The organism is Brevibacillus choshinensis (assembly GCF_016811915.1).
Lineage (GTDB): Bacteria > Bacillota > Bacilli > Brevibacillales > Brevibacillaceae > Brevibacillus > Brevibacillus choshinensis_A.
The window spans coordinates 475,418-488,024 of sequence record NZ_CP069127.1 but is presented as its reverse complement, the minus strand read 5'-3'; the positions used below and the strand labels follow the sequence as shown (position 1 = coordinate 488,024).

11 protein-coding genes and 1 riboswitch are annotated in these 12,607 nt (G+C 51.1%); of the genes, 1 reads left to right on the top strand and 10 read right to left on the bottom strand.

Annotated elements, in window-relative coordinates; translation table 11 throughout:
- Nucleotides 1-48: 48 nt before the first annotated feature.
- The 8 genes from JNE38_RS02665 to JNE38_RS02630 form a co-directional block, all read right to left on the bottom strand.
- A complete protein-coding gene (locus JNE38_RS02665; RefSeq protein WP_203355141.1) occupies nucleotides 49-1,689 on the bottom strand; it encodes a peptide ABC transporter substrate-binding protein in 1,641 nt (546 codons plus the stop codon).
- Between the two features lie 192 nt (nucleotides 1,690-1,881).
- Entirely contained in the window at nucleotides 1,882-2,727 is an 846-nt protein-coding gene (locus JNE38_RS02660) for a MetQ/NlpA family ABC transporter substrate-binding protein (protein ID WP_203355140.1), read from the bottom strand.
- A 55-nt stretch (nucleotides 2,728-2,782) separates the two neighbouring features.
- On the bottom strand, nucleotides 2,783-3,448 hold the full coding sequence (locus JNE38_RS02655) for a methionine ABC transporter permease (RefSeq protein WP_203355139.1): 666 nt from the start codon (nucleotides 3,446-3,448) through the stop codon (nucleotides 2,783-2,785).
- Entirely contained in the window at nucleotides 3,449-4,462 is a 1,014-nt protein-coding gene (locus JNE38_RS02650) for a methionine ABC transporter ATP-binding protein (RefSeq protein ID WP_203355138.1), read from the bottom strand. It lies immediately after the preceding gene.
- Nucleotides 4,463-4,566: 104 nt separating this feature from the next.
- Nucleotides 4,567-4,685, bottom strand: a riboswitch (SAM riboswitch).
- A 139-nt stretch (nucleotides 4,686-4,824) separates the two neighbouring features.
- On the bottom strand, nucleotides 4,825-5,985 hold the full coding sequence (locus JNE38_RS02645; RefSeq protein WP_203355137.1) for a Ger(x)C family spore germination protein: 1,161 nt from the start codon (nucleotides 5,983-5,985) through the stop codon (nucleotides 4,825-4,827).
- The gene (locus JNE38_RS02640) at nucleotides 5,966-7,096 is read right to left on the bottom strand and encodes a GerAB/ArcD/ProY family transporter (RefSeq protein ID WP_203355136.1); all 1,131 of its coding nucleotides are present in this window, start codon (nucleotides 7,094-7,096) and stop codon (nucleotides 5,966-5,968) included. Before JNE38_RS02640 ends, JNE38_RS02645 begins: the two co-directional genes overlap by 20 nt.
- Nucleotides 7,097-7,107: 11 nt before the next feature.
- A complete protein-coding gene (locus JNE38_RS02635) occupies nucleotides 7,108-8,559 on the bottom strand; it encodes a spore germination protein (protein WP_203355135.1) in 1,452 nt (483 codons plus the stop codon).
- 81 nt (nucleotides 8,560-8,640) lie between these two features.
- Nucleotides 8,641-9,636, bottom strand: coding sequence for an LCP family protein (locus JNE38_RS02630; RefSeq protein ID WP_203355134.1), 996 nt, complete (start codon nucleotides 9,634-9,636; stop codon nucleotides 8,641-8,643).
- A 196-nt stretch (nucleotides 9,637-9,832) separates the two neighbouring features.
- Between JNE38_RS02630 and JNE38_RS02625 the strand changes: the two genes are divergently transcribed.
- A complete protein-coding gene (locus tag JNE38_RS02625; RefSeq protein WP_203355133.1) occupies nucleotides 9,833-11,065 on the top strand; it encodes an MFS transporter in 1,233 nt (410 codons plus the stop codon).
- Nucleotides 11,066-11,157: 92 nt separating this feature from the next.
- On the opposite strand, the gene JNE38_RS02620 is transcribed toward JNE38_RS02625, so the two are convergent.
- Nucleotides 11,158-12,045: an aldo/keto reductase gene (locus JNE38_RS02620; RefSeq protein WP_203355132.1), complete on the bottom strand. Its 888-nt coding sequence runs from the start codon at nucleotides 12,043-12,045 to the stop codon at nucleotides 11,158-11,160.
- A gap of 104 nt (nucleotides 12,046-12,149) precedes the next feature.
- Nucleotides 12,150-12,581: a BrxA/BrxB family bacilliredoxin gene (locus JNE38_RS02615; RefSeq protein WP_203355131.1), complete on the bottom strand. Its 432-nt coding sequence runs from the start codon at nucleotides 12,579-12,581 to the stop codon at nucleotides 12,150-12,152.
- Between the last annotated feature and the right edge of the window lie 26 nt (nucleotides 12,582-12,607).

The following is a 12,607-nucleotide window of genomic DNA, read 5'->3' as shown; positions in this document are numbered from 1 at the left end:
AAATCGCACACAAAAGGAGGCCCGATCCGTGCCGTGTATGCACTTTCTTTACTGCACCATTTCCGCCCACTTCAAATCGATGAAACCGAGACCATCCACCTGCACGCCTTTCACTTTTTCGCTCTGCACCCATACGTCTACATCGGTGAAGAGAGGAATCAAAGGCATCTCATCCATGAAAATCTGCTCGGCCTCTGCAAACAGCTTGGTGCGCTCTGCCGGATCCTTGGCTACAGCCGATTGCTGCAGCAGCTGTTTGTACTTTTCGTTTTCCCAGCCTGTATCGTTATTACCTGTGTTTTGGTCGCGGAACATTTCCATGTAGTTGATCGGATCGTTGAAGTCTGCGTTCCAGCCGATGCGTCCGATGTCATAGTTCAGCTCGTGCATATCCTGCAGATGCACCTTGAACTCCTTGTTCGCCAGCTTCACGTCGATACCCAGACCCTTTTTCCACTGATCCTGCAGAGCTTCTGCGATTTTCTTGTGACGGTCGGTCGTGTTGTACGAGAGGGTGATTGGAGGCAGGGAGGATAGCCCCAGCTCCTTCAGGCCTTCTGCAAGCAGCTGTTTTGCCGTCTCGACATCATGGTCTTTGAAGTAGCCGTCTTTTTTGATGATCATGGATTGCGGCAGCATCCCCATCGTCGGCACTTGACCGACCTGCGTAATGTTATCGACGATCTCCTGACGGTTCACCGCATAAGACAGCGCCTTGCGGATTTTCACGTTGTTCAGCGGCGCCTTTGTGGTATTCATCTTAAACCAGTACATCGTCGCTTTTGGATGAACGACCAGTTTTCCTGCATCCTTCAGAGATGGGATGGCATCGGTAGGCAATCCCCCGAGCGGTTGGCCAGCCCAATCCAGCTCACCGTTTTCAAACATGGACAAGGCCGTGCTGTCGTCCTCGATCATGGCGAATTCGATCCGATCGAGCTTCACGACGTCCTTTTCCCAGTAGTTTTCGTTTTTCTCCAGGACAATCTTGCTCTTGTGCTCCCAGCCAGTCATTTTGAATGGCCCGTTTCCTACGTGCGTCGCAGCTTCGTTCGCCCAGTTTGGATTGGCCTCGACTACCTTTTTGTCGACCGGATAGTAGGTGTAGAACGCCGTCAGCTCGAGGAAAAAGGGTGTCGGGTTCTCCAGCGTTACTTCCAGCGTCTTGTCATCGAGCGCCTTGACGCCCAATTCCTCCGGCTTCGCCTTGGCGGTATGAACCTTTTCCGCATTCTTGATGTAGTACAGCTGATAGGCGTATTCCGCCCCCAGCTTCGGATCCAGCACACGCTTCCAGGCATACTCAAAGTCGTGAGCCGTCACCGGGTCTCCATTGCTCCATTTCGCATCCCGGATCGTAAACGTATAGACGCGGTTGTCATCGGACACCTTGATATCAGACGCCATCGATTTCATCGGCTTCGAATCCTTGTCCAGACGGGTCAATCCGTCAAAGGTTGCGCGCACGACAGCCCCTGAAGTGGCATCTTTGGCCAAGCCTGGGTCTGCAGTAGAAGGCTCGCTCGTCAGATTGGCACGGAATACCTGCGGCTTTTTCTCATCTGCTGGTGCAGCCGTCTCTTGCTTGGACGGTTCCGTTGCTGAGGGTTGCCCTCCGCCGGAACAGCCTGCCAGTACAGTCCCGACGAGCAATGTAAGACCAGCAAGCATACTCACTCTCTTTTTCATCTGAATGTTCCCCCTTGTCAAACAATTTCCAAGTTCCACCAAAATATACTCGACTGGCAGCTGTTTTGAGAATGGGGTTTGGATAGATTTCATTTAATTTTATGAATATTTATACTTTTATTAAAAAAGATAAACCCAACCAGCCACATGGACCAGTTGGGTTTATTGTTTATAGATCAATTAAATTTATTCTTAGAATGCTGGTACGATCGCACCTTTGTACTTCTCTTCGATGAACTGTTTTACTTCTGGAGAGTTCAGTTCTTTCGCCAGTTTTTGCATCGCTTCGGAATCTTTGTTGTCAGGACGAGCTACCAGGTAGTTCGCGTATGGGGATTCCTTGTCTTCGAGGATCAAAGCGTCTGTCGTTGGAACCAGTTTCGCTTCCAGCGCGTAGTTGGTGTTGATCAGCGCCAGGTCCACTTCTTCCAGTACACGTGGCAGCATAGCTGCTTCTACTTCTTTGAATTGCAGGTTTTTCTTGTTCTCTACGATGTCTTTTACGGTTCCGCTGATGCCTACGCCCTCTTTCAGCTTGATTAAGCCGTGTTTCTCCAGAAGAGCCAGCGCGCGGCCGTTGTTGGTTGGGTCGTTTGGCAGAGCGATTGTTGCGCCATCAGCCAATTCGTCGATTTTCTTGATTTTCTTGGAGTATGCGCCGAATGGTTCGATGTGCACCGCTGTCACTGGTTGCAAGTCCATGTTTTGGTCTTTGTTGAACTGCTCCAGGTATGGTTTGTGCTGGAAGAAGTTTGCATCCAGTTGTTTTTCGTTTACTTGTACGTTTGGTTGTACATAGTCGGTGAATTCCTTGATTTCCAGGTTTACACCTTGATCTTTCAGCTTAGGCTGAATGTATTTCAGGATTTCTGCATGCGGAACGGGAGTAGCACCAATTTTCAGGGTTACTTCTTGGCCGCCTTGGGAGCCTTGTGCACCGCCTTCAGCTGGAGCTGGAGCTGTTTCAGGCTTGCTGCCGCAAGCTGCCAGAGAGAATGCCAATACAGTAGACAGTACAGATACCACTAATTTCTTCACGGAAAATCCCCCTTTTTTTCTTTGCTTCTTGTAAAGCTTTATCTATGGAAAGATCTTACTTGCGGCTGAATTTCAAGACCAGCCTGTCCCCAAAGGATTGCAAGATCTGCACCAACACGAGCAAAATCACGACAGTAACAATCATGACATCAGTCTGGAAGCGTTGATAGCCGTAGCGAATCGCCAGGTCACCCAGACCTCCGCCGCCGATAACCCCGGACATGGCGGTGTACGATACGAGCGTTACCGTCGTAATCGTAATCGCCGCGATCAGACCGGACCGCGCCTCGGGCAGCAGGACATTCCATACGATCTGCCAGTTGGAGGCACCCATCGATTGAGCCGCTTCGATCACGCCTTTATCCACTTCACGCAGAGAGGTCTCTACCAGTCTGGCGAAGAACGGAGCCGCACCGATGACCAACGGCGGGATTGCCCCCAGCACGCCTAAGGATGTGCCCACGATCGCTTTGGTGAATGGAATCAGCAGGATCATGAGAATGATGAAGGGTACGGAACGCAAGATATTGACGACAATCGAAGCGATCGAGTAGAACGCGCGATTTTCCAAAAGCTGACCCCGAGATGTGAGGAACAGGATGATACCGACCGGCAAACCGATCAATACCGCAAACAAGGTAGAGAACCCAAGCATGGTTAGCGTTGCCCCGGTACCTTCTGCGATTTCACTCCAGTCCACATTTTCCAGCGTCAATCCCATTTAAATCACCTCCACTTCAAGGCCGCGCTGCCGCAGCGTTTCAATTGCACGCATGCTTTGCTGTGCATCGCCTTCCAGCTCAACAACGAGCTGACCATACGGTGTATCCTTCATGCGCGAGATCGTTCCTTGCAAGATGCTGAATACCGTACCGGTCTCTTGCATGGTCTGGAACAAAATCGGCTGATAGGTTTGCTCTCCGAGGAAGGTGACTCGTGCGATGGTTCGATTGCTTGTCGCTTTTTCATGAGCGACTGCTTCACGCAGTTCTGATGAGTCCGCTACCTGCTCCACGAATTCCTGAGTGGTCGGATGCTGAGGCTTCAGGAAGACCTCAAGCACCTTGCCGGACTCAACGATGCGACCTCCGTCAATGACCCCGACACGGTCGCAGATCGAGCGAATGACGTGCATCTCATGCGTGATCAGGACGATCGTCAATCCCAGCTTGCGGTTGATATCCAGCAGCAATGCCAGAATGGAATTGGTCGTCTGCGGATCCAGTGCGGATGTAGCCTCGTCGCACAGCAGCACCTTTGGATCGTTTGCCAGCGCACGGGCGATCCCCACGCGCTGCTTTTGACCGCCGGACAGCTGCGATGGGTATTTGTCCCGATGCGCTTCCAGCCCGACCAGCTTCAACAGCTCGTCCACCTTTTTGCGGATCTCTTGCTTTGGACGCTTTGCCAATTTCAGCGGAAACGCCACATTGTCTCCTACCGTTGCCGAAGACAGCAGGTTGAAGTGCTGAAAAATCATGCCTACCTGGCGGCGCTGTTCCTGCAGCTTTTGGTCATCCAGACGGGTCAGATCTACCCCATCCACAATCACCTGTCCAGCAGTAGGACGCTCCAGCAAATTGATGCAACGAATGAGCGTACTCTTACCGGCACCGGAATGCCCGATAATCCCGTAGATTTCTCCCTTTTCTATCGTCAAATCGATCCCGTGCAATGCGGGAATCGTCTTTCCTTGCACTTGATAGCTCTTTTGCAAATTACGCAATTGAATCAACGAGTCCACCTCCCATTCAAGTACTTCTATGATCGATAAATAATGAGCCCCTTTTTCAACAAACGAAAAAGGGGCTGCAACGTCTATAACGTTCGCATCCACCCTTCTCATCTATCAAGATCCATTCAATCTTGTAGGAATTGGCACCGCGACACCCATGTCATTGACTTGGGCCGGTTGCCGGGCTTCATAGGGCCTGTCCCTCCGCCTCTCTTGATAAGAAAGATTTCCACGTATATTATGTTCATATTTCGCATTTCAATGTTTCCGTGATACAAATCGGATTATATCCCTTTTGAAAAACGTACGTCAATAGAAATACGAGGAAAAAATGTTTTTTTGCAATGCAAATTAATTGATACTTAATCCATAACACCATTTCGAATGATGGTTGCGTCCACCTTGAACCTGAATGTGGCCTCCTTGAACATCTTCCGCCACTCACTGGTCGTCATCTTTCCCATTCCCCGGCGATTGGCTCGGTAGATCACCCCAAACCCGGCCGGATCCACATCCATCTCCTGCATTCTTTTCACGATTCGCTGCAGCTTCCCCTCCATCTCTTTTTCCAGCGCTCGTTCCATCATGCTCAAAATGTCTGGTTCATCCACTTTCAAGGGGACTGTCAATTCCAAAATGCGCGCATTCAACTTGATTTTCACATCAAAGTGGGCGGGTGACTCCTTCGTCAGCTTGACTCGCGATTTAGAAGAGATGGTGTCAAAAACGAGCTGCACATCCTTCGCTTTATTTTTCAGATGCTCCACATGCTTGCCAAACACTTCGGACGGAACAGCCGTGTCGTAGCTGCCAATCCTGAACTTTCCATGGATCATCTTGATGAGAAAGGCCTCCTTGGGACTGATCCACCCTACATAGCGATCGCCTTGAAACAGAGCGACTCCCTTGATTTGGATCTCGTTTCCCTTTCTCACGATGTAGGGTAGCTGCGGATCTATCCCGTGATCGTAGTAAGCACGGAAGAATTCGTGCATCGTGGTAGACGGGATTTTCTCCCCCCTCACGTTCTGCTCGATCATGCGGTACATGTAGATCCCGATGTTTCCCAGTTCCTTGTACGGATAAGTGAGCAAATCGTAGGTGTAGCCCTCATACACGCACAGATACAGCCGGCTGGAGATGGACGGATCCCGATAGAGAGTGTCAACGATGCTTCCCAATCCCTGTTTGGCCAGCGCCTCGTTGTACAGAGCGACACGCAGCTGACCACCCAGCACTCTCTTGTCTGACTGTAAATTCGCCTGGTCCCGGATGCCCTTGCTTGTCTTCGCAACAGCAGAAATCAACTGGATTTTTTCTTTTGCTTCCGGATTGATCGAAGGCATGACGATGGTTCCCCGAGTGTTGCCGTCTTTTTGCAGATCATAGCCGACGACGGTCACCAACCCTGTCTCGTCGAAGATCTGCCTGTCCGAGCAGCCCGTGATCAGCAGGGTCACTGCACACCACATGCTCAAAAACCGTTTGCCTGTCCCAAACGAACTATTCGTGGACTGTCGCATCAGCCGTCCCCTCCTTCATGCGCCTTTTCCGTTGCTTCCATTTGACCAGCACAAAAAGCAAGAAAGGGTACAAATACGCCGTATACATGCCGATTTTGGCAAAAATGTCGTTCAATTTATTGATTTCATTTCGGCTTACGAGAAGCAGGGATATGAAATAAATGACGGGTACGATCAAAATCATCGTCTTTCTCAAATTCCACCCAAAGAGACGCTTGAATCCGCGTGCAGATGACCAGATGAAGACCATGATATTGGGGAGAACCACGAGCAGCCAAATGGAAATCGCGATCAACTCGAACCGTTCCAGGATGGGGAAATAAACCATCTTCTTCAGGTTAAGTGTCGCCCAGATCGTCCTGACGAGCTGTCCTTGGCTAAAAAATACCAGGGATACGATCATCACGAATGTATAGATGAGGTTGGTGACCAGCACCCCGGTCTGGACGCTTCGGGGAAGCCTCTCCTTATTTTGAATATACGGATAGATGGCGTATAAGATCTCGAAGCCGATGCTGCTCAAGGACATCCCGATCATTCCTTTGAACAACTGACCTGCGTTCGCTTCCAGGATGGGGAACAGATACTCCCACTGCGCAAATTGCAGCGGATAATACAAGTCGCAGACAAGCCAGATGGTCACGCTCACGGAGAAGAACGTGTACCCTGCCACCACCCTGATTCCACCCATAATCGTGTAGACGGCGAGAAGCAGGATGATAGCGGACAAGACCCAGGTCGGCAGGTTGGGGAACACCCAGGTCTGGACGACTTCCACATATGTACGGAGAATGACCATTGCTGATAGGAAAAAATAAATCGAATAAATCACCCCTAAGAATGCACCAAGCCATTTACCGAAAACATCCAGCTGTATGCCGTATATATCCGCACTCGGGTAGCACGCCAAGGTCTTGGTGATCACCAGAACGGTCAAGTGTGTGAGGAGCCCTGCCAACACAACGGAAATCCAGGCATCATGTCCAGCCTCCTGGGCAACGATTCGTTGAAAGCCCAACACACCCACACCGATCTGAGTGCCGTGAACAAGAAATCCTGCTAAATACGCCGATATGGTATTTGTCGGTTTTACATTGTCATTGATGTTCATATGGGCCTCGCTCACTCGTCGATGTCTTTCTTTATCTGTGCCTGCTCTCGATTGAAGCGTTGCTTCAGCTGTGGATTAAGGAACTTGAAGCGCTGCCATAAGGAGGATAGCGGTGCTCGGATAAATCCGTCCTTCCAATCCTCAAAGCGAACCGGATAGAGCGGATACATGTAGGGGCGTCCCAGACTGGTCTGCCGCAGCAAATGGCTGGCCAGAAAGCTGAAGCCGATCACAATCCCCATCGCGCCGAGCAGACCGGCGAGTAAAATCATGGGGAAGCGGATGACTCGAATCGTGGAGCCGATCATATAGCTGGGCGCAATGAAAGAAGAAAGAGCCCCGAGTGCGACAATAATGATCAGTATGTTGCTGGTAAACCCGGCTTGAACGATCGCCTGTCCGATTACGATACCGCCCACGATACCAATTGTTTGGCCGACCTTTGTCGGGAGCCTTGCCCCAGCTTCCCGCAGCAGCTCGATAATGATCTCCATCAAGAACGCCTCCCAGAGCGGGGGAAAAGGAACGCGCGATCGGGATTGTGCCAGCGAGAGGAGCAGATCGGCCGGGACCATTTCATAGTGATAAGTGAGTGCAGCCACGTAGACGGGTGTAAGCAGCAAAGAAAGGATCATGGCAAACATCCGCATCGTACGGTTAAAGGTTGCCAGAACCCAGCGCAAGTAATAGTCATCCGGCGACTGAAAAAACTGCAGCAGCGTAGTCGGCCCCAGCAAAGCAAAGGGGCTTCCTTCGACAAAAATCGCCACCTGGCCCTGCCGCAAGCCGTGTACGACGCGGTCCGGCCGTTCGGTAATCTGAAGTGTAGGAAACAAGGAGCGCTCATTATCCGCGATGTACTGTGCGAGGATACTGGAATCGAGTTGGCTGTCAATATTCAATTCCTGTATGCGCTGGCGCACCGTATTCACATTTTCCGGATCTACGATATTCTCGAGATACAAGAGGGAAACATCAATCGGGATTTCTTTTCCTACCGCCAATCGCTCATGAAAGAGATGCGTGGTCGGCATGTACTTCCGGATGATGCTCAGGTTGACATGCAGTTCTTCGACAAAGGCGAGCTGAGGTCCCAAAACAACCGATTCCACCTCAGGCGCCTGGATGTTCCTTCCCGCCGTGCCGTCACTCGGGATGGCAAGACCGTATGCAGCGTCCTGAACGTGCACATAGATGCAATTTTGTATCATTCGACTAACTGCCTCTTGCACCCCGTAGACGCGGTTGCTGCTGGCAACCCCCAGCTGCCTCTCCACTTCGGCTATGCTTGCATCCTCCAGTTGGAGAATGCGAAGCTTTGGGATCAATTCGTTGTATACGACCTTCGCATCTGCCATGGTGGAAAGATAGTACAGACGCACACGGCCATCCGGCTCATCGATGTGTTCTACGATCAGGTCTCCTGTGTTGGCTAACCACCTGTGCGCCATTTCCTGATCCATCCACCTTCACCTCCACACAATGCAAATCATGGATAGTCTTCCCCAAAACTCCAGGATGGTTCCAAAAAAAAAGCAGCACGCTCATTGAGGCGTGCTGCTTGTCGATGGATCTTCCACGGTTGCACCAGTTGGTTCAGTAGCTGGCTGAAGCGTTTCTTGAATAAAAGACTGGACCTGATCTACATCTGGTACCAGTACGGAGCCAGCCCGATGGGATTCTCTAAACATTCCCATTGGAGGAAGCTGGTACTTCCCTGGGCTTTGCGTGTTGAGGTTAAGTCCGAGTGAGGACAGCTTCAGCATATCCATCGTACCGATATTGGTTTGGATGTAAGGCGTCACTTCTTTTAAAATCGAAGGGAGCTGGATCAGGGTCGTCCCTTTTTTCATCTGATCGGCTACCGCTGCCAATAATTTACGCTGACGTTCAGTACGCGTATAATCGGAAGTGGCGTCATGGCGGAAGCGCACGTATTGCAGCGCTTTATTACCGTCAAGCTGCTGGACTCCCTTTTTCAAATTAATATCGTACACGCCTTTGTCCGTCGGGTCATGGTAATACATATTTTTCTCGACATCCAATTCGACTCCACCGACGGAATCGATCAATGCCTTGAAGCCTTCGAAATCGGTAATGACATAACGATCAACAGGTAAGCCTGTAAATTGGCTGACCGTTTTCATCGCCAGCTCCGGTCCGCCGTCTACAATCGCCGAATTGATTCGGGAGCTCCCGTTGCCCGGGATGTCGACATACGTATCCCGCAGGATCGAAAACAGATCGTATCGCTTGCTGACAGGATCGATACTCACCAGCATCATGGAATCAGAACGAGGCAATCCATTATTCTTCATACCTCTGCGGTCAACACCCATCAGCAGGATATTGACGCGGTCCTTCCCGTCCCACTGTGGAATTTCCGCAGCCTTGGTCGCCGCTCCACCATCAACAGGCGGGGTGAAAACATTGGGCTCCTGGATATTTTGCGCAAACTGATAAAAGGAATACCCGTAGTAGCCTGCTGTCGCAGCAATCACTACAAGTACAATTAACAACATTCGTTTCCATATTCGCATAGAGAATGACTCCACCTTTAGTCTCTGTGTCAATGTTAATTCGACTCTCCGCTTTGTTTAGTATACTCGAAACTGCGACTTGTGGAGCAGCCTTTATTTGGTTCGGGAGGCAGGTTTATTTTTTAAACATTTTAGTTTACAAAGTATATAAAAAGAGTTATACTTTTCCCATAACTTACCGAAAAGGATGAGTTCCATGATTTCACCAACCTCCCTTTTGCAGCGTTATCCGCGGGAAGCATTGCTATTCTTGGTGGCTAGCTTTATCAACGCTTCAGGAAGTGCTTTCATGTGGCCGCTAACTACCTTATACGTACATACGGTCCTGCAACGCTCGATGACCGAGGCGGGTTTTGCCCTCATGCTGCAGTCACTTGCCGGAATCATCGGTCAATTCGTCGGCGGCTCTCTGTTCCATCGACTGGGTGCCAAACGGCTCATTGTTGGTTCCTTGCTCTTGCAAGGCTGCATTCAGCTGGCGATTCCGTTCACCAGCAGCTGGAATCTCTACCTGGCACTGATGGTTGGACTCGGCTTGACCTTCAATCTCTCTTCCCCTGCCATTCAGGCCTTCATCGGTTTTCGCTGGAAGGAGCAGCGCCGCGAATTGTTTAATGTCGTATACGTGAGCAACAATCTGGGCATGGCCATCGGAACCTCCCTTGCCGGCATCGTGGCAGCCATCTCCTTTTCCTTGACCTTTTTGTTGAACAGTGCCAGCACCTTGCTGTTTGCCCTTTTCTTTTTCATCTTTATGAAGCATATCTCTCATCAAGAATTAGTCGGTGATTCGGCAGCACAGGCACAAAAGCGCACAACCGGCGAAACCATGAGGCTGCTGTATCGCTACCAGCTGTACCTGTTTATGGCGCTGGGCGCGGGCTCTATTTTCTTCTCGACCACCGTCTGGAACACGGGGGTTGCCCCCCATTTGACCGGCTTGGGCATGCCTTTGGCAAACTACAGCTGGCTGTGGACCATCAATGGCATTATCATTTTTGCAGGTCAGCCCATCATAGGCTGGTTCAAACGCATTCTGCGTCAAAGCTTGTCAGCCCAGTTGGTTGCGAGTGCCGTTGCTTACGGAGCCGGCTTTGGGTTCATGCTCCTTTTCCACAGCAATTACATCGCCTTTATCATAGGCATGATCATCACTACGTTTGGCGAGATGCTGATTTCACCCACGATCCCTACCTTCATCACGGAAAAAACGAGTGACGCTGCACCGTTTTACCTTGGAATTGTCGGGGCCATCACGGCTCTCGGGCGCTTGTTAGGCCCGCTTGCGATGGGCTATATGTACGATCAAGGCGGAGTTGAGCCGACGTTGCTGCTGGCAACCGCCGTCTCCTCGACAGCTGTCCTTCTTTGCCTGGTGCACGCGTCCTTCCACCGCTATCGCCCTGCTCCCTCGGGACACACAGAGTAATGCCCATTGCCCTCATCCAATAGGTTTGACGCAAATGAAAAACCGTTCGTTACTCATAAAGAGAAAACGAACGGTTTTTTTATGGGGAATCGTTACGGTTGTGGTTTTGCAAATGGGAGGTCAGGCAGCTGGTACCAACTTCCGGACATCCACTCACTCGCCTTCCAGCGAAGGACATCGGGACGAACCAACGGCATGATTTCTTGAAAAAAAGCAACACGTTCGATGTCTGTCATCGGAACAAAGCGATTGGCAGCCTCCAGATCGGCTTCGAGTTCCTCCATTTTGCTGACCCCCAGGATGGACGTCGTCACCGGCAGGCTCCAAGTATAGCGCAGCGCCTGCTCTGTCCATGGCGCCAGCTTTCCGAGCCCCATGACCTTCATCCCAATCACCGCTACGCCCTTCTCGACCGCTAGCGGAACAAACTCATGCGCGAAGCTGTAGATGAAGTGATCTAACGCAGACAAAGCCACGAGGGCGCTGTCGAAAGGATATCGGCGAATGGCCTCCGCCAAGAGACGAGGGTCGGTGTGACCACTGATGCTGATTTTTCGGATCAGCCCCTGCTCCTTGGCCTCGATCAAGGCTTCGAGCGCACCACCCTTGGCGAAAATCGCCTCCAAATCGTGCGGCTGCATGATATTATGCATGCGCCACTCATTGACATAGTCGGTCTGAAGGCGCTTCAGGCTGCCTTCCAAATCCTTCAGGGCGAGGTCCCGGGTGCGTCCTCCTGTCTTGGTCGCGATCCACACCTTGTCGCGAAGTCCTTTTAGGCCCAGTCCCACGCGTGTTTCCGACTGCCCCCCGCTGTAGCTGGGAGCCGTATCAAAATAGTTGACTCCCGCCTCTACTGCACGGCGAATGATCGCAATCGCTTCTTCCTCCGTGCAGTCATGCTCATCCACGATGCGTTGCGCACCAAATCCCAAGAGTGACACCTGGTGCGGGTCTCGTCCAAACGAACGGGTCTGCATCCGCTTTAGTCCCCTTTCTTCACCTGAACCGCTTTCAAATTTATCCAATCCGATCTGCAAAACAAGACGCCCGGAACCGAGCGTCTTGTAAATGTGCTGTTTGCTTATTTGCTGTAAGTGTCGTAAGCGTTCGTCAGCAGGTTCGCAATGGTTTGCAGGTCGTTGTTTTCGATCTGATGACGTTCGATCATGGTCATGATTTTGCCGTCTTTCATGATCGCAAAGGACGGGGAAGATGGCGCATAGCCTTCAAAGTATTCGCGAGCTTTCGCAGTCGCTTCCTTGTCTTGACCGGCAAATACGGTGTAGATGTTTTCAGGCTTGGTCGAGTGCTTCAGGGAATGCACCACAGCCGGGCGAGCCAGACCAGCCGCGCAACCGCATACGGAGTTCACTACTACCAGCGTGAGGCCTTTTGCGTTTGGCAGCGTTTGTTCCACTTCTTCCACCGTGCGGAGCTCTTGGAAACCATTGCGAGTCAGCTCATCGCGCATCGGTTGGATTACTTGGCTCATATATGCTTCATAAGACATCATAGGGCAACTCTCCTTTGTGATTCACA